General features: G+C 60.3%; 18 protein-coding genes and 1 pseudogene. 12 read left to right on the forward strand and 7 right to left on the reverse strand.

Annotated elements, in window-relative coordinates:
- Position 1 precedes the first annotated feature (1 nt).
- The 5 genes from lptA (at position 2) to LQV39_RS09170 (ending at position 4,462) form a co-directional block, all read left to right on the forward strand.
- The gene (lptA, locus tag LQV39_RS09150) at positions 2-568 is read left to right on the forward strand and encodes a lipopolysaccharide transport periplasmic protein LptA (RefSeq protein WP_230024303.1); all 567 of its coding nucleotides are present in this window, start codon (positions 2-4) and stop codon (positions 566-568) included.
- Entirely contained in the window at positions 565-1,350 is a 786-nt protein-coding gene (gene lptB / locus LQV39_RS09155; protein ID WP_230024305.1) for an LPS export ABC transporter ATP-binding protein, read from the forward strand. The genes lptA and lptB overlap by 4 nt, the downstream gene beginning before the upstream one ends.
- Before the next feature lie 2 nt (positions 1,351-1,352).
- Positions 1,353-2,846: an RNA polymerase factor sigma-54 gene (locus tag LQV39_RS09160; RefSeq protein ID WP_230024307.1), complete on the forward strand. Its 1,494-nt coding sequence runs from the start codon at positions 1,353-1,355 to the stop codon at positions 2,844-2,846.
- Between the two features lie 58 nt (positions 2,847-2,904).
- Entirely contained in the window at positions 2,905-3,273 is a 369-nt protein-coding gene (hpf, locus tag LQV39_RS09165) for a ribosome hibernation-promoting factor, HPF/YfiA family (RefSeq protein ID WP_230024309.1), read from the forward strand.
- A gap of 106 nt (positions 3,274-3,379) precedes the next feature.
- Entirely contained in the window at positions 3,380-4,462 is a 1,083-nt protein-coding gene (locus LQV39_RS09170; protein ID WP_230024311.1) for an enoyl-CoA hydratase/isomerase family protein, read from the forward strand.
- A 286-nt stretch (positions 4,463-4,748) separates the two neighbouring features.
- On the opposite strand, the gene LQV39_RS09175 is transcribed toward LQV39_RS09170, so the two are convergent.
- Positions 4,749-5,948 (reverse strand): transposase, encoded by a 1,200-nt coding sequence (locus LQV39_RS09175; protein ID WP_230024313.1) that lies wholly within the window; start codon positions 5,946-5,948, stop codon positions 4,749-4,751.
- Positions 5,949-6,185: 237 nt separating this feature from the next.
- Between LQV39_RS09175 and LQV39_RS09180 the strand changes: the two are divergent.
- Positions 6,186-6,425: pseudogene (locus tag LQV39_RS09180) on the forward strand (GntP family permease); the annotation flags it as partial.
- 172 nt (positions 6,426-6,597) lie between these two features.
- Here LQV39_RS09180 and rapZ read toward each other — a convergent pair.
- From rapZ to ilvA, 5 genes are all read right to left on the reverse strand, one after another.
- Entirely contained in the window at positions 6,598-7,461 is an 864-nt protein-coding gene (rapZ, locus tag LQV39_RS09185) for an RNase adapter RapZ (protein WP_230024315.1), read from the reverse strand.
- A gap of 34 nt (positions 7,462-7,495) precedes the next feature.
- Positions 7,496-8,431, reverse strand: a complete 936-nt coding sequence (hprK, locus tag LQV39_RS09190) for an HPr(Ser) kinase/phosphatase (protein WP_230024320.1) — start codon at positions 8,429-8,431, stop codon at positions 7,496-7,498.
- Positions 8,432-8,440: 9 nt separating this feature from the next.
- The gene (locus tag LQV39_RS09195) at positions 8,441-8,923 is read right to left on the reverse strand and encodes a PTS sugar transporter subunit IIA (RefSeq protein WP_230024321.1); all 483 of its coding nucleotides are present in this window, start codon (positions 8,921-8,923) and stop codon (positions 8,441-8,443) included.
- Between the two features lie 377 nt (positions 8,924-9,300).
- Positions 9,301-10,131 carry an NADPH-dependent 7-cyano-7-deazaguanine reductase QueF gene (gene queF / locus LQV39_RS09200; protein WP_230024328.1) on the reverse strand — a complete coding sequence of 277 codons (831 nt, stop codon included), beginning with the start codon at positions 10,129-10,131 and terminating at the stop codon, positions 9,301-9,303.
- Between the two features lie 151 nt (positions 10,132-10,282).
- Positions 10,283-11,899 carry a threonine ammonia-lyase, biosynthetic gene (gene ilvA / locus LQV39_RS09205; protein ID WP_290368566.1) on the reverse strand — a complete coding sequence of 539 codons (1,617 nt, stop codon included), beginning with the start codon at positions 11,897-11,899 and terminating at the stop codon, positions 10,283-10,285.
- 86 nt (positions 11,900-11,985) lie between these two features.
- On the opposite strand from ilvA, the gene LQV39_RS09210 reads away from it, so the two are divergent.
- Together LQV39_RS09210 and LQV39_RS09215 are read left to right on the forward strand one after the other, a co-directional pair.
- A complete protein-coding gene (locus LQV39_RS09210; protein WP_230024344.1) occupies positions 11,986-12,489 on the forward strand; it encodes a YqaA family protein in 504 nt (167 codons plus the stop codon).
- Positions 12,490-12,698: 209 nt separating this feature from the next.
- The gene (locus LQV39_RS09215; RefSeq protein ID WP_230024359.1) at positions 12,699-15,953 is read left to right on the forward strand and encodes a type ISP restriction/modification enzyme; all 3,255 of its coding nucleotides are present in this window, start codon (positions 12,699-12,701) and stop codon (positions 15,951-15,953) included.
- Positions 15,954-16,144: 191 nt separating this feature from the next.
- Here the strand turns inward: LQV39_RS09215 and LQV39_RS09220 are convergent, their stop codons facing one another.
- Positions 16,145-16,549 (reverse strand): MerR family transcriptional regulator, encoded by a 405-nt coding sequence (locus tag LQV39_RS09220; RefSeq protein ID WP_230024366.1) that lies wholly within the window; start codon positions 16,547-16,549, stop codon positions 16,145-16,147.
- A 70-nt stretch (positions 16,550-16,619) separates the two neighbouring features.
- Here LQV39_RS09220 and LQV39_RS09225 point away from each other — a divergent pair, with 70 nt between their 5' ends.
- The 4 genes from LQV39_RS09225 (at position 16,620) to LQV39_RS09240 (ending at position 23,044) form a co-directional block, all read left to right on the forward strand.
- Complete coding sequence (locus LQV39_RS09225) at positions 16,620-17,858, forward strand: NADH:flavin oxidoreductase/NADH oxidase family protein (protein ID WP_230024374.1); 1,239 nt, start codon at positions 16,620-16,622, stop codon at positions 17,856-17,858.
- Positions 17,859-18,054: 196 nt separating this feature from the next.
- Positions 18,055-22,065: an FAD/FMN-binding oxidoreductase gene (locus LQV39_RS09230; protein ID WP_230024380.1), complete on the forward strand. Its 4,011-nt coding sequence runs from the start codon at positions 18,055-18,057 to the stop codon at positions 22,063-22,065.
- Positions 22,062-22,499 carry an HIT family protein gene (locus tag LQV39_RS09235; protein ID WP_230024386.1) on the forward strand — a complete coding sequence of 146 codons (438 nt, stop codon included), beginning with the start codon at positions 22,062-22,064 and terminating at the stop codon, positions 22,497-22,499. Before LQV39_RS09230 ends, LQV39_RS09235 begins: the two co-directional genes overlap by 4 nt.
- 122 nt (positions 22,500-22,621) lie before the next feature.
- Positions 22,622-23,044 (forward strand): gamma-butyrobetaine hydroxylase-like domain-containing protein, encoded by a 423-nt coding sequence (locus tag LQV39_RS09240; RefSeq protein WP_230024394.1) that lies wholly within the window; start codon positions 22,622-22,624, stop codon positions 23,042-23,044.
- Positions 23,045-23,213: the final 169 nt, after the last annotated feature.

Raw genomic sequence — 23,213 nt, forward strand, 5'->3', positions numbered from 1 at the left:
AATGAAAAAAATAATCGCCGTCGCCATGCTTGCGCTGGCCAGCCTGAGCGCCTCGGCCGAGCGCGCCGATTCGCTCAAGCAGGCCCAGATCGACTTCGACAACGGCCACATCGACGAAGCCACCCAGACCCGCATCCTGACCGGTAACGTGGTGCTGACGCGCGGCACCCTGCTGATCAAGTCGGACAAGGCCGTGCTGAAGGAAACGCCCGAGGGCTACATGCTGCTGACGCTGACCGCCGCGCCGGGCAAGACCGCCAGCTTCCGTCAGAAGCGCGACGGCGGCCCCGACCTGTGGACCGAAGGCCAGGCCCAGCGCATCGAATACGACGAGCGCACCGAAGTGGTCAAGCTGTTCGCCAACGCCGTCGTCAAGCAGCTGGAAGGCAAGCGCATGACGAGCGAGGTGAACGGCCCCTTCATCTCCTACGACAACCGCACCGAGCAGGCCAACGTGTACAACGACGCCAGCGGCGAGAGCAAGGCGGGCGGCGGCCGCAGCACCATCATCATCGCGCCGCGCCGCACCGCGCCGGCTGCACAAGCTGCGGGAGCTGCCAAGCAATGATGGATGCACACGCAGACGCCACCCCGACCACCGTCGCAAGCGGCGGCAGCACCCTGGTCGCCAAGGGGCTGCAGAAAAGCTACGGCAAGCGCCTGGTGGTGCGCGACGTTTCGCTGCAGGTCGCCTGCGGCGAGGTGGTGGGACTGCTGGGCCCGAACGGCGCCGGCAAGACCACTTCCTTCTACATGATCGTGGGCCTGGTGCCGGCCGATGCCGGCGCCATCGTCATCAACGGCACGGACATCACGAGCCTGCCGATCCACCGCCGCGCCATGCTGGGCCTGTCCTACCTGCCGCAGGAAGCCTCGGTGTTCCGCAAGCTGACGGTGGAAGAGAACATCCGCGCGGTGCTGGAACTGCAGCGCGAGAACGGCAAGCCGCTGAGCAAGGCGCGTATCCAGGAACGCCTGGACGAGCTGCTGGCCGAGTTGCAGATCGAGAAGCTGCGAGAGAACCCGGCGCTGTCGCTGTCGGGCGGCGAGCGGCGCCGCGTGGAGATCGCGCGCGCCCTGGCCACCGACCCGCGCTTCGTGCTGCTGGACGAACCTTTCGCCGGCGTGGATCCAATTGCCGTGATCGAGATCCAACGTATCGTGCGTTTCCTGAAAGAGCGCGGCATCGGCGTGCTGATCACCGACCACAACGTGCGCGAGACGCTCGGCATCTGCGACCGTGCCTACATCATCAACCAGGGCGCGGTGCTGGCCTCGGGCCGGCCCGACGACATCATCGCGAATGAGTCCGTCCGCCGCGTCTACCTGGGTGAACACTTCAGGATGTAGTCATGAAACAGACGCTGCAACTCAAGACCTCACAGCACCTTGCGCTGACGCCGCAACTCCAGCAGTCGATCCGCCTGCTGCAGCTGTCCACGCTCGAACTCCACCAGGAGATCGAACAGGTCCTGGGTGAGAATCCGCTGCTCGAGCGCCTCGACGATCCGCTCGACCGCTCCGTGCGCCTGCTGGCGGACGGCGCCATCAACAACGGTTCCTCGACCAACACCACGCCCGATGCGCCACCCGCGTCCGGCCAGGGCGAGGAGAACGGCGGCGGCAGTGGAAGCGGCGAAGCCGAAGGCGGCGACAGCGGCGAAGCCGGCGGCGCCGAGCATGACATGGAGTGGGGCGATGCCGGCCATTCCGGCAGCGGCAGCGGCGGCGAAGAAGAGGACGGCCGCCCGCAACTGGAAGCCAGCCCGATCTCGCTGCGTGAACACCTGATGGAACAGGTGCGCCTGACCTGCATTTCGCCGCGCGACTGCGCGCTGGTCGAGATCGTGGTCGACTCGCTCGACGACAACGGCTACCTGGAAGAATCGCTGGACGACATCCACGCGCGCCTGCCGGCCGAACTCGAGATCGAATTCGAGGAACTGCGCACCGCGCTGTCGCTGGTGCAGAGCATGGACCCGCCGGGCGTGGGCGCGCGCAGCGCCGCCGAATGCCTGGCCCTGCAGATCCGCCGCATGCCCGGCGTGGCGATGGTGACGCGTCGGATGGCCCTGGTCATCGTCGAACGCTACCTGACCTGGTTCGCGCAGCGCGAGTTCAACAAGCTCAAAAAGGCCCTCGACTGCGACGACGAAGACCTGCGCGAAGCCCAGGCCGTGATCCGCCAGTGCAATCCGCATCCGGGCGCGGCCTTTGCGTCCGACGTTTCCGACTTCGTGGTGCCGGACGTGATCGTGCGCCGCGCGAAGGACGGCTGGAGCGTGCAACTGAATCCGGAAGTGATGCCGCGCCTGCGCGTGAACAGCATCTACGCCGCCTTGCTGAAGCAGGGGAAATCGGAATCGCAGCTGAATGCACAGTTGCAGGAAGCCAAGTGGCTCATCAAGAACATGCGCCAACGCTTCGACACGATCCTGCGCGTGGCGCAAGCAATCGTCGAGCGCCAACGGAACTTTTTCTCGCATGGCGCAGTTGCCATGCGGCCCCTTGTTTTACGTGAGATAGCTGATACACTAGGTCTACACGAGAGCACAATTTCTCGCGTCACAACTCAGAAATATATGCTGACGCCGCACGGCATGTTTGAGTTGAAGTACTTTTTCGGAAGTCACGTCGCGACCGAGGCGGGCGGTGAAGCATCCTCGACTGCGATCCGGGCTCTCATCGTACAACTCACAGGAGCAGAAGACCCCAAGAACCCTTTATCCGACAGCAAGATCGCGGAGATGCTAGGGGAACAGGGAATGGTTATCGCACGCCGCACGGTCGCGAAATACCGTGAGGCGCTGAAGATCCCGCCCGTCAGCCTCCGCAAATCCTTGTAATAAGCTGCAGGGCACCCAGATACTGATAACCTGACAGCGCATCTTCAAAGGAGTGTGTATGAATCTCACTATCAGCGGACATCATCTCGATGTAACCCCAGCAATCCGTGAATACGTACAGAACAAGCTCGAACGCATCACCCGCCATTTCGATCAAGTGATCGACTCCCACGTCATCCTCTGCATAGACAATCTCACCGAGAAAGAAAAACGCCAGAAGGCCGAGATCAACTTGCGCGTTGCTGGGAAGATCGTTCACGTCGCTAGCGCCGCGCATGACCTCTACGCTGCGATCGACATGCTGATGGACCGCCTTGACCGCCAGGTCCAGAAGTACAAGCAGATGCTGCAGGATCACAGTCATACCGCACTAAAACGCATGGCTAACGAAGCCGATGAGGGAGGAGAAGCTGCCGCTGCAGCGTGACGATTCCGCTGGCGCAGCACAAGCAAGACGAAGGGCGCATCTGGCGCCCTTTTCGTTTTTTTGGACCGCGCTACAATGCCGCTTTCCCTTTCATAAATAAAAGAACATGAGCGAACACGTGCAGACCCGCGTTGCCAACGGCACCGGCATCATCACCCTGGACCGCCCCAAGGCCCTGAACTCGCTGTCGCTGGAGATGGTGCGCGCACTGACGGAGACCCTGCTGGCCTGGCGCGAAGACGAAAACGTCGCCGCGGTCCTCATCACCAGCACCAGCGAGAAAGCCCTGTGCGCAGGCGGCGATATCCGCTTCTTCCATCAGGCCGGCCACGCGACCCCGCTAGGGGGTAGTGCTCTGCTGGAAGACTTCTTTACTGAAGAATACGCGCTGAACCACCTGATCCATTTTTATCCGAAGCCCTACATTTCGCTGATGGATGGCGTGGTGATGGGCGGCGGCATGGGCATCGCCCAGGGCGGCCCGGAGAGCGGCCTGCGCATCGTGACCGAACGTACGAAGATGGCGATGCCCGAAGTGAACATCGGCCTGTTCCCGGACGTCGGCGGCAGCCACTTCCTGTCGCATGCGCCGGGCGCGCTCGGCATGTATCTTGGCCTGACGGGGCTGACGATCGGCGCCGCCGATGCGCTGTATGTCGGCCTGGCCGATGTGTTCGTCCCCGCCGAGCAATTGCCGGCGCTGCAGTCCCTGATCGCGTCCACGCCTGGTGCGCAGTTGGCGGAGGCGATCCGTGCCTTTGCGGCGCCGTTTGCGCAGCAGGCGGGCGCGAGCGAACTGTCCGCCCAGCGCGCGCCGATCGACAGGCACTTCGGCGCGGCTTCAGTGGAAGCGGTGATGTCTTCGCTCGAAGGCGACGACGCGCCCTTCGCGCAGAAGGCCCTGGCCGCCATGCGCCAGCGCTCGCCGCTGATGATGTGCGTGACGAGCGAGATGCTGGTGCGCGGCGCTTCTATGGATGTGGCCGGCTGCCTGCGCATGGAACGCTCGCTGGTGCGCCGCAACTTCGAACACGGCGAAGTGCTGGAAGGCGTGCGCGCGCTGGTGATCGACAAGGACAATGCGCCGGCGTGGAATCCGCCTTCGCTGGAGCAGGTCACCCCGGAGATGGTGGCGCGCTTCTTCGAGCCGGTGTGGCCGGACTGGGCGCATCCGCTGCGGCACCTCTAACATACTGCACGTGCCGTCGTTGTAAAGAATGGGGCTAAGAGTGGGTTGCCCCATCCTACAGCCGACGGGATTGAACAGGACGTCGCAAGAACCGCTTTTATCGTTTGCTTGACGGATCCTTCCGAATATCGGCGTGATGCATTCCGGCGAAGTCACCGTCTTTGCGCGATGATTCATCAGACAATGACATTAGGCCGCTGACGCTGGAAACACTCGTTTACCATGACCTCGCCGCCGGGCATCCTGCAAATCCAGAACATCATCCGTTCTTCCAAACTTACGCAAACTAGCCGTAGTTAGCTTTGCTGCTGGATTCCTGCTTCACCGGAGCCGGTTTCACCTCGCGCTTGAACGCGAGGCCAGCGCCTTCTCCTCCACAGGCCGACACGGTAGAACTTACCGCCAAGTTTTTTAGATTGATAGCAGCGTTGATATCGCGGTCTTGAAGTACGCCGCAGCCCGAGCAGCGCCATTTCCGCATACTCAGGTCGAGTTTCTGCAACCTGTATCCACATCCCGAACAAGTCTTGCTTGTGGGGTGCCAGCGGTCCGCCACAACCACTTGGCCGCCGCGCGAAACCGATTTGTACATTAGTTGCCTGCGTAGTTCAGACCAACCCATGTCAATGATGGCGCGTGCAAGCCAGCCGTTGGTCAACATCCCTTTGACGCTCAGATCCTCGATGCCGATCGTATGAAAACGCCGTGTGATACTGGAGCTTAGCTGGTGGAGGCTATCGCGGCGGATGCTGGCGATCCGCGCATGTAATCTGGCCAGCTTCAACTTTGCTTTGGCGCGATTGCGCGATCCTTTGATTTTGCGTGACAAGGCGCGTGATAGACGACGGAGGCGCTCAAGCAGGGTGCGCAGTGCCTTAGGGCCAGGATATTTTTCACCGGTGGACAAGGTGGCCAGGTTCGTAATTCCCAAGTCAACCCCGACCGCGCCTTGATTTTCGGCTGGCGGCAAAGGCAAGGCCGGGGTGTCGACTGTAATGCTGATGTACCAGTGATCTGCAACGCGGGAAATCGAGGCGGAGACGATCCGCCCGGTAAACCGCAGTGTTTCGCGCATGCGGACCCATCCCAACTTCGGAATACGGATGCGGCGGTCGTCAACGCGGAATAGGTCGTTGCTCAGGGAAAAGCGATCATCGCGTCCCTTCCTTCTGAATGTGGGATATCTAGCGCGCCTAGCAAAGAAATTTTCGAACGCACGGCCCAACTGCATGATAGCTATCTGTGGCGCGTTCTTGGTCACTTCCAACATCCATGGAAATTGTTCACGCTTGATGGCGTTAAGCTGGCGTCGCAGCGCCGCTTCGTTTGGTTTCGACAGTGCCGGGTCGACCTTGCAAGCTTTGTACTGGCGTTGCCACTCGACCAGTGCCCAGTTATAAGCAAAACGCGCAGTGCCAGCAGCGCGCGCGAAATAGGTCGCCTGCACGTTGTTCGGGTCAAGTCGGATGCGGTGCGCGAGAATCATAGTGCATCTTGGACCGCCAGAGCTATGTCATCGTTCCGCTTTCGTTTTCTATACTAGGCCGCAATAGTGAGCTTCTGGCGAAGCTCGGTGCTAATGAATGAGATTACGTATTTCTGGTACGGCGCCAATGGTTACATCGTGCTTTCGAAGTTCTACTCGATGCACCTCAATGACTGCCATCGTGAAGACGTGCGGGCGATTTAATTGGTCGAAGCGACGCTGCTGCTCGGCATCTTTGACCTGTCCATCCTGGGTGCGCAGGCCGCGCAGATTCCGCTGGACATCCTGCACCGCGTGGTGGCAATGGCCAGCGGCGGCATGGACACCCTGCCGCACAGCGGCGCCGTCGTCACCTTGCTGGCGGTGACCGGGCTGACACATCACGATTCCTATCGTGAGATCTTTGCGATCACGATCATCAAGACCTTGGCGGTGTTCTTTGTGATTGGGGTGTTTTATGCGACCGGGTTGGTCTAAGTCGGCTCGCCAATCGCACAGTTAGCACGTCGTTCCCGCGAAAGCGGGAATAGTGCCCCCGGCACTATTCCCCCCATGCTGAGCTGTCGAAGTTAACGGGTTCGCTTCAACGCACAGCGCCCGGGTCTGCGCTTCAGTATGGGTCCCCGCTTTCGCGAGGACGACGTGCTGATCAGTGCTGCTCGCGATGCCGCACAACCACCCGTTCGGTCTCGCCGAAATAAGCCCCCAGCCGCTCCGCCATGTAGACCGAGCGGTGCTGGCCGCCCGTGCAGCCGACCGCCACCGTCAGGTAACTGCGGTTGTCGGTCTTGAAGGAGGGCAGCCACTTGGCGACGAAGGCGCGGATGTCGGCCAGCATTTCGGTGGCCTGGGGCTGGGCGTCGAGGAAGGCGATGACGGGCGCGTCCTTGCCGGTGAGCGGGCGCAGCGTCAGGTCGTAATAGGGGTTCGGCACGGCGCGCACGTCGAACACGAAGTCGGCGTCCAGCGGCACGCCGCGCTTGAAGGCGAAGGATTCGAAGTACAGGGTCAGCCTGGCGTATTCGACCTCGGCCAGTTCCTTGACCCAGGCGCGCAGCTTGTTGGCCGACATTTCCGAAGTGTCGATCACGTGGCCCAGCTTCTCGATCGAACCCAGGCGCTCGCGCTCCTCCGAGATGCATTCGATCAGCGTACGGCGCGAGGCCGGGTTTTCGCCCGGGCGCAGCTCGTGCGACAGCGGGTGGCTGCGGCGGGTTTCCGAAAAGCGCGCCACCAGCGAGTGGGTGCTGGCGGTCAGGTACATCACCTTGACGTCGTGACCTTGCTCGCGCAGCGCACGGACCGTGGACGGCAGTTCCGCCAGCGACTCGGCGCTGCGGGCGTCGACCGCGACGGCGACGCACTTGCTGTCGGCGCCGTTGATCGTCTCGACCAGCGAAGGCAGCAGGGCGGGCGGGAGGTTGTCGACGCAGTAGTAGCCTGCGTCTTCGAGGACATTGAGGGCAACCGATTTGCCGGAGCCCGAGATACCGGTGATGAGAACGATGCGCATGCCTCGATGATACCGCATCAGCTGAGGCCTTGCCTCAGTCGCCGCTCATCGCCTGGCGCTGGCGCTCCATGAATTCCTGCAGCGTATCGATGCCGCGCAGCTGCAGGATGGTATTGCGCACCGCGGCCTCCAGCAGCACCGCGATGTTGCGGCCGGCCGCGACCGGGATCACGACCTTGCGGATCGGCAGGCCGAGCACGTCCTCGGTCGGGAAGTGGAAGGGCAGGCGCTCAACCTCTTCGTCCAGCGCGCCGCGCTTGACCAGGTGGACGATCAGCTTCAGCCGCATCTTGCGGCGCACCGCGGTCTCGCCGAAGATCGCCTTGATGTCTAGCAGGCCCAGGCCGCGCACTTCAAGCAGGTTCTGCAGCAGCGGTGGGCAGCGGCCTTCGATCATGTTCGGGGCGATGCGCGAAAATTCAACGGCGTCGTCGGCCACCAGGCCGTGCGAACGCGAGATCAGTTCCAGGCCCAGTTCGCTCTTGCCGAGGCCGGAGTCGCCGGTGATCAGCACGCCCACGCCCAGCACGTCCATGAACACGCCATGCATGATGACGCGTTGTGCCAGCTTCTTCGATAAATAGACCCGCAGGAAGTCGATGACCTGGGCCGCCGGCAGCGGGGTCGAGAACAGGGGAATGTTCTGCTCGTCGCAGATCGCGAGGATGTCCGGCGGGGTGTCCAGACCCTGGGCGATGATCAGGGCCGGCGGGCCGCCGGCGATCATTTCGCCGATCATGTGGCTGCGCGAGCCGGTCTTGAGACGCTGGTAGTAATTCAGTTCCTGGTGACCGAACACCTGGATGCGGCCCGGGTGGATCAGGTTCAGGTGGCCGACCTGGTCGGCGGCGGAGACGGCGTCGCCCGAGATCAGGCGCTCGCCGCCGGGGAAACCTGCAAACCAGCCGAGTTGCAGGCTGTCGCGATTGTCGTCGTACAGCCTCTGGATGGTCAGCGGGGTCTGGAGCATGGTTTGATTTTAACCCATCGCCTGCAGACTAGGCTGCCAGTTGATGATGCGCTCATGCACCGAGCGCGGATCCTGATCGGTCGCCAGCGCGGTGCGCACGGCTTCGTCGGAGAACAGCTCGGCGATCTCGGACAGGATCTCCAGGTGCTGCTGGGTCACGTGGTCCGGGATCAGCAGGAAGAACAGCAGGCTGACCGGCTGGCCGTCCGGCGATTCGAAGGGGATGGGCTCGGCCAGGCGCACGAAGGCGGCCAGCGGCGACTTCAGACTCTTGCTGCCCTTGATGCGGCCATGCGGCACGGCCACGCCGTGGCCGAGCCCGGTCGATCCGAGGCGTTCGCGCGCGAACAGGTTATCCGAGACCGTCGAGCGGGCGATGCCGCAGTTGTTCTCGAAAATGAGGCCGGCCTGTTCAAAGGCGCGCTTCTTGCTCGATACTTCCAAATCCAGCTGAACGTTCTCGAGCGAGAGAATTTTGCTTAAATTAGTCATAACACGCTTCGATATTGCGGTGCACCAGGTACTTGCGAGCGGGAATTATAGGCCTGTTTCATGGCCGTGACATTCGATTTCGCGTCTGTACGGCAAGCTGTTTTAGCCCCGCCATGAAACGACGATTTGAGCGCGCGCAACCGTTTGTCATACTCACGCAATTTCCGCCACGAAATTTCAAATTTGACGAACGGAAAGGGCAATTTCAGGCCCATCCTTCATATTTTCTAGCCGAATCTTGCAAAGCTGCCTAAGCGGCGCCAGGGCGTCAAAAGGCAAGTTGCGTCACATTGACAACACGATTCTGTCGCTGGAAACGTACAGTAGATGGGGGTGATGCGCGGCTTTTCACTAGCAGCCGCGCCTGGACCGGGGCTTTACTGGCGGGCAGTGCGCAAATTCGGCGGTTTTGCGGTGCTGAAATTGGCGCGCCAGGGGTTGATGTCGAGGCCGCCGCGCCGGGTGTAGCGGGCGTACACGGCCAGCTTGTTCGGTTTGCAGTGGCGCAGGATGTCGGTGAAGATACGCTCCACACATTGTTCGTGGAACTCGTTGTGCTCGCGGAAGCCGATCAGGTAGCGCAGCAGGCTTTCCTGGTCGATCTGCGGGCCGACGTAGTGGATCTGCACGCTGGCCCAGTCCGGCTGGCCGGTCACCAGGCAATTCGATTTCAGCAGGTGCGAGACCAGGGTCTCCTCGACCGCGGCTTCGTCGTGGTTCGCGCTCAGCAATTCCGGCGCCGGCGCATAGCTGTCGATCTCGACGTCGAGGCGGTCCAGCAGCAGGCCTTCCTGCTCGCCCATTTTCAGCTTGCCGAAGTCTTCCGGCAGCGTCAGCGCCACGTGCACCGGCGCGCCGAAGGCATTCGACAGGTCTTCGCGCAGCAAGGCCAGCAGGGCGTCCGTGTTCGCCAGGCGGGTCTGGTTGAAGGAATTCAGGTAGAGCTTGAACGATTTCGATTCGACGATGTTGGGCGAATCGGCGGGCGCAGTGACGGTCGCGATCGCCACCTGCGGCTTGCCGCGCATGTTCAGCCAGGACAGTTCGTAGGCATTCCAGATGTCGACGCCGAAGAAGGGCAGCGTGCCCGTCAGGCCGAGCTCGTCGCGCTTCTGCTGGCGCGGGATGGGAAACAGCAGCTCGGGGGCGTACTGGGTCTGGTAGGCCGAGGATTTTCCGAGCGGCGATTGATCAGGGGTATTGGTCATGGTTCAGTCTCGATACGCCGGCTTTGGGTGCCGGTCGGCGTCGGCAAAGCCGCGTATCGTACACCGTTCCAGAAATTGATGCGTTGGTTTCCGCGTGGGCACGGGGTGCCCACCCTACGTAGGGTGGGCGGCCCTCCGCCCACGTGCAACATTACAAAAACAACTTATAAACCGGGTTCTGGGTCTCATCCCAATGCCGGTAACCCAACGAAGCCAAAAACTCCCTGAACTCATCCATCTCCCCAGCCGGCACCTGCAAGCCCACCAGAATCCGCCCAACATCCCCACCCTGGTTCCGATAGTGGAACAAGGAGATATTCCAGTTCGGCGCCATGCTGTCCAGGAAGCGCATCAGCGCGCCCGGGCGTTCCGGGAATTCGAAGCGGTACAGCAGTTCGTCGTGGGCCAGCGGGCTCTTGCCGCCCACCAGGTGGCGCACGTGCAGCTTGGCCAGTTCGTCGTGGCTCAGGTCGAGGGTGCGGAAGCCGTGTTCCTCGAAGGTGCGCGCGACCGTCGCCGACTCGCTGCGGTCGCCGATCTGGACGCCTACGAAAACATGGGCTTCGCGCTCGTCGCTGATGCGGTAATTGAATTCGGTGACGTTGCGCGGCCCGACCAGCGAGCAGAAACGCTTGAAGCTGCCGCGCTGCTCGGGGATGGTGACGGCGAACACGGCTTCGCGCGCCTCGCCGACCTCGGCCCGTTCCGCCACGAAGCGCAGGCGGTCGAAGTTCATGTTGGCGCCGCAGGCCACCGCCACCAGGGTCTCGCCCTTGACTGGATTGCGCGTCATCTGCGAGCGTTCGACATAGGCCTTGGCGCCGGCCACCGCCAGCGCGCCGGCCGGCTCGAGGATGCTGCGGGTGTCCTGGAACACGTCCTGGATCGCCGCGCAGATCGCGTCTGTGTCGACGATCACGATCTCGTCGACCACTTCCTTGGCGATACGGAAGGTTTCCTCGCCCACCAGGCGGACCGCGGTGCCGTCCGAGAACAGGCCGACGTCGGGCAGGGTGACGCGTTCGCCGGCCTTCAGGCTCTTCGCCATCGCATCGGAATCGACGGTCTGCACGCCGATGATCCTGATGTCCGGGCGCACCGCTTTCACATAGGCGCCCACGCCGGAGATCAGGCCGCCGCCGCCGATCGCGACAAAAATCGCGTGGATCGGGCCGGAATGCTGGCGCAGGATCTCCATGCCGATCGTGCCCTGGCCGGCGATCACGTCCGGATCGTCGAAGGGGTGCACGAAGGTCAGCTTCTGCTCGCGCTCGAGCAGCAGGGCGTGGTTGTAGGCGTCGGTATAGGAGTCGCCGTGCAGCACGACTTCGACATTCGCGCCGCCGCGCGCCTTGACCGCGTTGATCTTGACGGGCGGCGTGGTGGTCGGCATCACCACCAGCGCGCGGCAACCGAGCCGGCTGGCCGACAGGGCCACGCCCTGCGCGTGATTGCCGGCCGAGGCGCAAATCACGCCGCGCTTCAGCTGCTCGGCCGTCAGGTGGGCCATCTTGTTGTAGGCGCCGCGCAGCTTGAAGCTGAACACGCTCTGCATGTCCTCGCGCTTGAAATAGATGCGGTTGGCGAAGCGCTGGGACAGCGTCGGCGCGAATTCGAGCGGGGTTTCCTGGGCCACGTCGTAGACGCGCGCGGTCAGGATTTTCTTGAGGTAGTCGGTAGTCATGGCGGATTGGAGGTGTCTGGATTCCGGGCGACGCTGGACTGTCCTGCTGGCGGTAAGCTGTGAGGCGTTCAGTGTGGCGGGCAATGCTCGGTGGAGCGGGGCCTACCGTGTCGTGATGCTGGGTTTTTCCTCATTATAATGGACTAGTCAACCTTCAACACGACCACCCCATGATCGAGTCCGCCGTCCTCTGGCTGCTGAAAATCCTCGCCGCACCGGCCGTCGGGCTCACCTCCGTCTTCCTGATCGCTTTCGTCTCGGCCACCCTGCTGCCGCTGGGTTCGGAGCCGGCCGTGTTCGCGGTGGTGAAAGCGAATCCGGCGATGTTCTGGCCGGCGGTCCTGGTCGCCACCCTCGGCAACACGCTGGGCGGCGCCGTCGATTACTGGATCGGCTACCGCGCCAAGGTCGCCTTCGCCAAGGAGCGAAAGTCGCGCTGGTTCCACTGGCTGGCGCGCTACGGCTCCAAGACCATGCTGCTGTCCTGGGTGCCGGGCATCGGCGACCCGCTCTGCACCCTGGCCGGCTGGCTGCATCTGCCGTTCTGGTCCAGCGTGATGTACATGGCGATCGGCAAGTTCGGGCGCTATATCTGCATGACGGCGACCTTGCTGTATGTGCCGGATGGCTGGTGGAAGGCGATTGGGGACACGACCAGCCGCTGGTTCGGCTGATGGCGTCAGTCGAATACAATACTAAAAACCTCATATTTATGGGTTTTAGCTTTCATTGCCGCCTAATATTAGATCAGAGAGCGTAAAATATCCATCGTAAACGGCAGTTGCTCTTCCAGCCATGGATTTTTTTCCGAGGTTTAAGTTCAAGCATAATCTTTATTAGAGAATTATTGTGTGTCTAACGCGATTTAGAATGCGTGAATAATATGAAAACAATGACTAAAATATTTGAAAATTTCGCGGATTCGATACAAAAAAAGTTTCTTGCTTTTACTAATGGTGAACCTGAAGATCAATTGCGATCTCCGTTTGAGTCTCTAATTCAAGATTTTGGTGCGCAGTTAGACTTGAACGTAATTCCAATCGGCGAGACAAAGCTAGCTGAAAATCTTGGTCGTCCAGATTTTGGAATCGAAGTAGAGGGCATTCTTTGTGGTCACGTGGAGCTAAAAGCTCCGGGGAAAGGTGCAAATCCGAAAAAGTATAAAGGACATGACAAGCAACAATGGGATCGATTCAGAGCGCTGCCAAATATTTTATACACAGATGCAATTGAATGGAGATTGTTTAGGGCCGGGGAAGAGGTGCGCACATTCCGCTTCAATGCTGATCCCTGTGTAGAGGGGGGGAGTGTGCTTGATGAAAGTCAAGCTGCAGCTTTGAAATCGTTGCTCCACGATTTTCTTACGTGGAACCCTATTGTTCCTACAACATCAAAGCAGTTGGCGTTATATTTGGCTCCACTTTGTAGGATGTTGAAAGATGATGTGCTTGATGCATTAAAATCTGGATCGTCGTCAATGATGGGGGTTGCAAGAGATTGGCGAAATTATCTGTTTCCTGATGCAAGCAATGAAGAATTTTCTGATTCATATGCTCAAACAGTTACATTTGCTCTTCTTCTCGCACGATCAAATGGGGCGAATACACTTTTTATCGATGATGCTATACATTCCTTATCGGCGCGAAATACTTTGCTTGGAAAAGCTCTACAGGTTCTAACTGACGAAGAAGTCGAAGGAGATGTACGAGCCCCATTGTCTATGCTTAAGCGTGTTATCAAGGAAATTCCCGCTCATACTATGACAAAAGGTAGGCGAGATCCTTGGCTTCATTTTTATGAAGACTTCCTTCAAGAATACGATCCAAAGCTTCGAAAAGATGTTGGCGCATATTACACCCCGCTTCCAGTTGTGCACGCTCAGGTACGAATTGTTGACGATATTCTAAGAAATCGGTTGAATAAACCTATGGGATTTGCTGAAGGTGGTGTGACGACGCTAGATCCTGCTGTCGGAACCGGAACTTATCTCCTTGCTGTAGTAGAGGAAGCAATGCCACGCGTAGTAGAAGAGGAAGGGCCAGGTGCTGCACGGGCGCGAGCAAGCCTTCTTGCCCAAAACCTTTTCGGTTTCGAATTGATGGTAGGGCCTTATGCGGTTGGTGCGCTTAGGATGACACGGCTTCTTCAGGATTTCGGTGCCGGTATCCCTCAAGATGGTGTGCAAGTTTTTCTTAGTAATACTCTAGAGTCTCCTTTTGAAAGGATGCCAGAACTTCCGATGATGTATCTTGCTATTGGTAAGGAACATCAGCGTGCAAAGCGGGTTAAGGAAACTGTCCCTGTTTTTGTTTGTCTCGGAAATCCGCCTTACGATCGGCATGCTAAAGCAACAAGTGCTAACAAGATGAGCACAGGTGGGTGGGTCAGATGGGGGGAGTCAAAAGATGGTAAGGATGCAATCCTCAATGATTTTATTGAGCCAGTAAAAAAAGCAGGCAAAGGTGGTCAATTAAAAAATCTTTATAACTTGTACACGTATTTCTGGCGATGGGCATTATGGAAGGTTTTTGAACAGCCGTTTGCTCAAGCAGGAGGAATTGTCGCTTTTATTACGGCTTCATCTTTCTTGGACGGGGATGCATTTCTTGGTATGCGTGCAAAGATGCGCGAACTCTGCGACGAGATTTGGATAATAGATCTAGGTGGTGATGGACGAGGAACTCAAAAAGAAGAAAATGTTTTTGCAATTCAAACGCCTGTTGCAATAACGATCGCTATTCGAAAAGATAAACCTAATCCGAAGGTTCCTGCGCGAGTGCAATATACTCGCATTCGTGGTGAGAGGTCAGAAAAATTCGCAAAGCTGGAAGCAGTAAGGGGGCTTGCGGATCTTAAGTTTGAAGAATGCCCAAGCGACTGGATCGCGCCGATGCGACCGGCTGAGCCTCTATCAGAATACTTCACTTGGCCATCCATTGTTGATTTGATGCCGTGGCATCATTCCGGAAGTCAGTTGAAACGTAATTGGCCAATTTCGGCATACCGGGAAGTATTGGTTGAGCGCTGGAAGTTACTGTTAAACAGTAGTGATCGCAGTACTATGTTCAGAGAAAGTCGAGATCGTACTGTAAAATCAAAGCTAAGTAATCTTGTTGATTCGCATGTCGCTTTATCAACAATTGCAGAGTTGCCAAATGATGCCCCACATCCTCCTATTGTTCGATACGGCTTTAGATCGTTTGATCGTCAATATGTAATTTTAGATAACCGAGTGGGAGATTATTTTAGGCCTGCTCTTTGGCGTTCAGTTAGCGAAAAGCAAATATTTTTTGCAACTTTGACCACAAATACGCTTTCCTTGGGGCCGGCGTTGACAGCATCAATCGATGTGCCTGACTTGCATTTCTTCAGAGGTTCTTTTGGCGCTAAAGATGTGATACCGCTTTATCGAGATGAAAAGGCCACGCAGCCGAATATACATCCTGAATTATTGACATTAATATCTAGTAAAACGGAATTGAGAATATCTGTAGACGACTGGGCCTGTTACTTATTCGCAGTAACGGGGCATAGTGGGTACGTGCGAAAATTTCGCTCTGAAATTGAAGCTCGAGAGCTTAGAATTCCAATAACGCTAAAGCCCAATTTATTTTCTGAGGCCGTTGAGGCAGGAAGGCGTTTAATTCATTTGTATACTTATGGCGAGCGGTTTGAGGAGATGCTTGGTAAGGTTGCAACTGGCAAGGCGAAATGTGTGAAGGCAATATCGGAATCTACTGCGCCGACCTCCTTTTCCTATGACGAAATAAATGGCGTCTTAATAATCGGAGATGGAAAATTTTCTCCAGTTTCCTTTGCGCAATGGAACTTCGAAGTGTCAGGTAATAAAATTCTTCAGTCTTGGATTGGTAATCGACTTGCGGTCCGTCCTGGAAAGAAGACATCTGAGCTAGATAATGTAGGGCCGCGGCATTGGGGTGCTCATCAAACTTCAGAACTATTGCAGTTGCTATGGATTTTGGAGTCGCTAATAAATGTCGATGAACTTATGAATGATCTTTTGCAAAGAATTGTTGCGTCACCTACACTTCTTGCAATTGATTTGTCTGAAGTTCCAGCGGTTTATCGGACTCCACCTAAGGACACATCATTCCAACATGTTTTATTAGACGAATAGCTTACTGTTCTTGAAAATCAAAAATATATTTTGTGACGCTAAAATAATATAAAAACGGGCTTGGCTCTTAGAAGATACCGATGGCGATCGGTAAGTTCGGGCGCTATATCTGCATGACGGTGACTTTGCTGTATGTGCCGGATGGCTGGTCGAAGGCGATTGGGGACACGACCAGCCGCTGGTTCGGCTGATCAGGTCTTCTTGAAACACTCCTCTGTGGTCCACGCCGCCCCCACCCGGCACTCGCCGCGCGCCAGGGCCGCCAGTACCCGTTCCTTCGCCTCGGCCACCGAGCTGCGCTGCGCGTCGAGGATGGCGCGCAGGCGGTCGATCTCGTCCAGCCGCGCCTCCAGTTGGCCGAGCAGGGCGTCCTTGAGCGCGGTGCCTTGCAGCGCGGCGATGCTTCGGATCGTGTCCAGCGAAAAGCCCAGGTTCTGGCCGAGCTGGATCAGGTCCAGCCGTTCCAGCGCGCTGTCCTGGTAGACCCGGTAGCCGTTCGCGCCGCGCTGCGCCTTCGGCAGCAAGCCTTCCTTCTCGTAGTAGCGGATGGTCGATGCCGGAATGCCGGTGCGCTCCGCCAGTTCGCCGATTTTCATTTTGGTGCTTGACCTTCAAGTTGGCTTCAAGCTTAGGATACCTCATCCCTGACGATTTCGAGACCCGACCATGCTATTCACACCTTTCACCCTGCCGAACGGCGCCGTCGTTCCCAACCGCCTGGCCAAGGCCGCGATGGAAGAAACCCTGGCCGACGCCGGCCAGCTGCCGGGACCGCGCATCCAGCGCCTGTACCAGCGCTGGGCCGAGGGCGGCGCAGGCCTGCTCATCACCGGCAACGTGATGGTCGACCGCCGTGCGCTGACCGGTCCGGGCACCATCGCCCTCGAAGCCGGCACGCCGCTGGCGCCATTCAAAACCTGGGCGCAGAAAGCACGTTCGCACGGCGCCCAGGTGTGGATGCAGATCTCTCACCCGGGCCGCCAGGTGATGGCGAACATGGGAGGATTGGCGTGGGCGCCGTCGGCGGTGGCGCTGGACTTGGGCAAGCACAGCAAGATGTTCGCGCAACCGGTGGCCATGACGGTGGCAGATATCGCGGAAGTCATCGAACGCTTCGCAAGCACCGCCCACGCGGCCGAGCAGGCGGGCTTCACGGGCGTGCAGATCCATGCGGCGCACGGCTACCTGCTCTCGCAATTCCTGTCGCCGCTGACCAACCGGCGGGACGATGCCTGGGGCGGCAGCCTCGCGAATCGCGCGCGCCTGCTGCTGGAGGTGGTGCGGGCGGTGCGCGCCCGTGTGGCGCCGGGCTTCTGCGTCGCCGTCAAACTGAATTCGGCCGATTTCCAGCGCGGCGGCTTTTCCGAAGACGATGCGAAGCAGGTGCTGGCGATGCTGAATGCCGAGCGTGTCGACCTGGTCGAGCTGTCGGGCGGCAGCTACGAGAGCCCCGCGATGCAGGGCCGCACCGCGGACGGCCGCACGCTCGCGCGCGAAGCTTATTTCCTCGAATTCGCCACGGATCTCGCGGCAGTCGCGAAGATGCCGCTGATGACGACCGGCGGCATCGCGCGCCGCGCCATCGCTGAGCAGGTCCTGCAAAGCGGCGTCGCGATCGTCGGCATCGGCACGGCGCTGGCCGCGGTGCCCGACCTGCCGCGCCAATGGCAGGCGGGACGCGAACCCGTAGCCCGCATGCCGGCCGTCGCCTGGAAGGACAAGGCGCTGACCAGCCTGGCGCAGATGGCGCTGGTACGGCGCCGCCTGCATGCGCTGGCAAAGGGCGGCGGGGCATTGGCCGCCTACAGTCCGGTCGTCACGCTGGTGCTCGACCAGTTGCGCGGCCTGCGTTTGACCCGTCGCTACCGGGCCTGGGGCAGTGCGGAATCGACCCCGCGTGGATAAGATGCCCTCCTGATTACATCGCCGAGTTTTCGGTGCAAAAACGAGTTTTTATGCATCGGAAATTTGCATGGAAGCCCGTTTTGCCGATGTTTGTGCTAAAACAGGCTTGTAAAAATCGCTCGACGCCCAGCGTGGTGCATCGCAATAAGCTAGAATGAAGCCCCCTACGCGCCAGTTCGTCAGCATCCGATAGCCCATGAACGCTCCAGCAAACATCCACGCCCTGCTCGAAGAGAACGCGCCCGCCCGTCTGCGCGAAATCCCTTACAACTACACCTCGTTCTCCGATCGCGAGATCGTGATCCGGCTGCTGGGCGAGTCCTCGTGGCGGCTGCTGGACGAATTACGCGGCGCACGCCAGACCGGCCGCTCGGCGCGCATGCTGTATGAAGTCCTGGGCGACATCTGGGTGGTGCGCCGCAACCCGTATCTGCAGGACGACATGCTGGACAACCCGAAGCGGCGCGCCAAGCTGATCGAGGCCCTGCATCACCGCCTGGCCGAAGTCGACAAGCGCCGCCTGACCGTGGACGCCAGCGAGAACCTTGACGCGGCCACCAGCGCCGCGCGCAGCCAGGCGGTCGAACAACTGCTCGAAGCGGCCCGCAAGGCGGTCGACGACTTCGGCCGCGAGTTCCGCGAGATGTACGACCTGCGCAAGCGCGCCAAGGCCGTGCTGGGCCGCTACACCGACAAGCGCAACATCCGCTTCGACGGCATGCACCGCACCTCGCACGTGACCGACGCCACCGACTGGCGCGTCGAATACCCCTTCCTGGTGCTGGTGCCGGACAGCGAAGACGAGATGGCCGGCCTGGTGAAGGGCTGCATCGAACTCGGGCTGACCATCATCCCGCGCGGCGGCGGCACCGGCTACACCGGCGGCGCAATTCCCCTGAGCCCGATGTCGGCGGTGATCAACACCGAAAAGCTGATTGGCATAGGCGAGGTCGAGATGAGCCGCCTGCCAGGCGTGGAGCGCGAGTACGCGACCATCTACACCGGCGCCGGCGTGGTGACCCAGCGCGTCTCGCAGGCCGCCGAGAAGGCCGGCTTCGTGTTCGCGGTCGATCCGACCTCGGCCCACGCTTCCTGCATCGGCGGGAACATCGCCATGAACGCGGGCGGCAAGAAGGCCGTGCTGTGGGGCACCGCGCTCGATAATCTCGCGTCGTGGCGCATGGTCGACCCGAACGGTGACTGGCTGGACGTGACGCGCGTCGACCACAATCTCGGCAAGATCCACGACGCCCCTGTCGCGACCTTCAAGCTCGAATGGACGCATCCATCGGAGAAGGGTGCTCCCAAGGGCGCGCCGTTCCGCACCGAGACGCTCAGCATCGAAGGCCGCCGCTTCCGCAAGGAGGGGCTGGGCAAGGACGTCACCGACAAATTCCTGGCCGGCCTGCCGGGCATCCAGAAGGAGGGCACGGACGGCCTGATCACCTCGAGCCGCTGGATCCTGCACAAGATGCCGAAGTTTACGCGCACCGTGGCGCTGGAATTCTTCGGCCAGGCGCGCGATGCGATTCCGTCGATCGTCGAGATCAAGGATTATCTCGACAGCCTGCCGAAGAACGGCAAGCCGGAATTCGAAAGCCTGCGCCTGGCGGGCCTGGAACACCTGGACGAGCGCTACCTGCGCGCGGTCGGCTACGCGACCAAATCGAAGCGTGGCACGCTGCCCAAGATGGCGCTGTTCGGCGACATCGTCGGCGACGACGAGAATGCCGTCGCGCAGGCTGCATCGGAAGTGGTGCGCATCGCGAACACCCGCGTCGGCGAGGGCTTCGTTGCCGTGAGCGCGGAAGCCAGGAAAAAATTCTGGCTGGACCGCGCCCGCACCGCCGCCATCGCGCGCCACACCAACGCCTTCAAGATCAACGAAGACGTGGTGATTCCCCTGAACCGCATGGGCGAATACACGGACGGCATCGAGCGCATCAACATCGAGCTGTCGATCAAGAACAAACTACAGCTGGCTGGCGAATTGCACGCCCTGGTCGCCTCCGGCCAGCTGGAAGTCACCAAGGCCGACGACGCCACCGGCGAGGGCGTGTCCAAGGAAGAGATCCTGGGCGACCGCCCGCAGCAGGCCGAGGAACTGCTGGCGAAGACCGCGGCGCGCTGGGGCTGGTTGCTGGCCAACCTCGACCAGCCCCTCACGCAGGTGCTGCCCAAGCTGACCGAATTCGGGCTCGACGGCTTTTACGAGAACTTCGAGCGTCGCCTGAACGAGCAGCCGCAGGCGACCTTATTCGACGTGGTGCAGGACCATACGGTGCGGGTCTCGTGGAAGCAGGACATCCGCGCGCCGCTGCGCCACATCTTCAACGGCGCGGCGTATAAACCGATCCTGGACGAGGCCACCGCCATCCACCAGCGCGTGCTGCGCTCGCGCGTGTTCGTGGCCCTGCACATGCACGCCGGCGACGGCAACGTCCACACCAACCTGCCGGTGAACTCGGACGACTACGCGATGCTGCAGGACGCCCATAAAGCCGTCGAGCGCATCATGAAGCTGGCCCGTTCGCTGGACGGCGTGATCTCGGGCGAACACGGCATCGGCATCACCAAGCTCGAATTCCTGACGGACGAAGAGATCCACGACTTCCGCGAGTATAAAAAGCGGGTCGATCCGGAAGGCCGCTTCAACAAGGGCAAGCTGCTCAACACCGACACCGCCTACGCCGACCTGCGCAACGCCTACACGCCGTCCTTCGGCCTGATGGGCCACGAGTCGCTGATCATGCAGCAGAGCGACATCGGCGCCATCGCCAACAGCATCAAGGACTGCCTGCGCTGCGGGAAGTGCAAGCCGGTCTGCACCACCCACGTGCCGCAATCGAACCTGCTGTATTCGCCGCGCGACAAGATCCTCGCGACCTCCGCGCTGATCGAAGCCTTCCTGTACGAAGAGCAGACCAGGCGCGGTGTCTCGATCCGCCACTGGGAAGAATTCGAGGACGTGTCCGACCACTGCACCGTGTGCCACAAGTGCGTGACGCCGTGCCCGGTCAACATCGACTTCGGCGACGTCTCGATGAACATGCGTAACCTGCTGCGCAAGATGGACAAACGCAGCTTCAAGCCGGCCCAGCGCGCGGGTATGTTCTTCCTGAACGCGACCGACCCGACCACCATCAACGCCACCCGCCAGGCGATGATCGGCTGGGGCTACAAGGCGCAGCGCATGGGTGCGAGCCTGCTGAAGGCGGTGGCCAAGGAGCAGACCAAGGCGCCGCCGCCGACCACGGGCAAAGCACCGATCCGCGAGCAGGTGATCCACTTCGTGAACAAGAAGATGCCGGGCAACCTGCCGAAGAAAACGGCGCGCGCCCTGCTGGACATCGAGGACGACAAGGTCATCCCCATCATCCGCAATCCGAAGGTGACCAACGCGGACACGGAAGCGGTGTTCTACTTCCCGGGCTGCGGCTCCGAGCGTTTGTTCTCGCAGGTGGGCCTGGCGACCCAGGCGATGCTGTGGGAAGTGGGCGTGCAGACCGTGCTGCCGCCGGGTTACCTGTGCTGCGGCTATCCGCAGCGCGGCGCCGGCCAGTACGACAAGGCCGACAAGATGATGACGGATAACCGCGTGCTGTTCCACCGCATGGCGAATACCCTGAACTACCTGGACATCAAGACGGTCCTCGTTTCGTGCGGTACCTGCTACGATCAATTGGCGACCTACGAGTTCGAGAAGATCTTCCCGGGCTGCCGCATCATGGACATCCACGAGTACCTGCTGGAGAAGGGCGTCAAGCTGGAAGGCGTGACCGGCACCCGCTACATGTACCACGACCCCTGCCACACGCCGATGAAGCTGCAGGACTCGATGAAGACCGTGAATGCGCTGGTGCAGACCGTGGACAAGGTGAAGATCGAGAAGAACGACCGCTGCTGCGGCGAGTCGGGCACCTTTGCCGTGTCGCGTCCGGACATCGCGACCCAGGTCCGCTTCCGCAAGGAAGAAGAGATGGAGAAGGGCGCGGATAAACTGCGCGCCGACGGCTTCAAGGGCGACGTGAAAATCCTGACCAGCTGCCCGTCCTGCCTGCAAGGCCTGTCGCGCTACAACGACGACTCGGGCACGACCGCCGACTACATCGTGGTCGAGATCGCGCGCCATCTGCTGGGTGAGAACTGGCTGCCGAACTACGTGGCCAACGCCAATAACGGCGGTATCGAAAGGGTGCTGGTATGACGTCGAACGTGGAGGGTTGCGAGCTGTGTGGGTTGGCGGCCGCTTCGAAGGTGGTCGCCAACGACAAGTTCTCGGTGATCCTGGCGAACGAGGCCAGCTACCCCGGCTTCGCGCGCGTGATCTGGAACGAGCATGTGCGCGAAGTCAGCGACCTGGCGGACGAAGACCGCCTGCTGCTGAACGAGGCCGTGTTCAAGCTGGAGCAGGCAGTGCGCGAGGTGATGCAGCCGCTGAAGGTGAATGTGGCGAGCCTCGGGAATGTGGTGCCGCATTTGCACTGGCACGTGATTCCACGCTATGCCGATGACGCGCATTTTCCGGCCCCGGTTTGGGCGCAGGCGGTGCGGGTGACGGACGAGGCGGTGCTGGAGCAGAGGCGGGGGCTGGTGCCGGAATTGAAGCGGGCGATCGAGCGGACGTTCGCGAAGCAGTAAAATCAGCCTATCCCGTCGTTCCCGCGAAGGCGGGAACCCAAGTTGAGTTTGCGTATCGGCTGCTCAGCCAGAACTTGGGTCCCCGCCTGCGCGGGGACGACGGTTTTTCACTTGTAGACATCATGCCCACCCCAACCAACCTCACCATCCGCCAGCAATCCCGCATCCTCGAAATCAGCTTCGACGACAACACCGCCTTCGCCATCCCTTTCGAACTGATGCGCGTCTATTCCCCCTCGGCCGAAGTCAAAGGCCACGGCCCCGGCCAGGAAGTGCTGCAGGTCGGCAAGCGCGAAGTTGGGATCAAGGGCGTCGAGCCGGTCGGCAATTACGCCATCAAGCCGCTGTTCACCGATGGCCACGATTCCGGCATCTTTACCTGGGACTACCTGTACAAGCTGGGCAGCGAGCAGGAAAGTATGTGGCAGGACTACCTGCAGCGCCTGCACGCGGCCGGCTTCGCGGGCGACAGCGGGCGCGAGCCGGGTACGGTGCTGCCGGGCGCGCCGGCACGCAGCGGCGGCTGCGGCGGCCACGCCCATTGAGCGCCGGCCTGAGCTGCCAGCAAAACAACACAGATCCCAGGCATTTGTTGACAAGCAGAAATACGGTCGCTACGATCCGATCGTATTGACATATTCCACATGCCGCCGTTCGCCTGCCCAACCCACGCGCAGGCCAGGCGCCGATGTCCCCATTTTCACGCCGGCCGGG

It is taken from the genome of Massilia sp. Bi118, assembly GCF_918697865.1.
Lineage (GTDB): Bacteria > Pseudomonadota > Gammaproteobacteria > Burkholderiales > Burkholderiaceae_D > Telluria.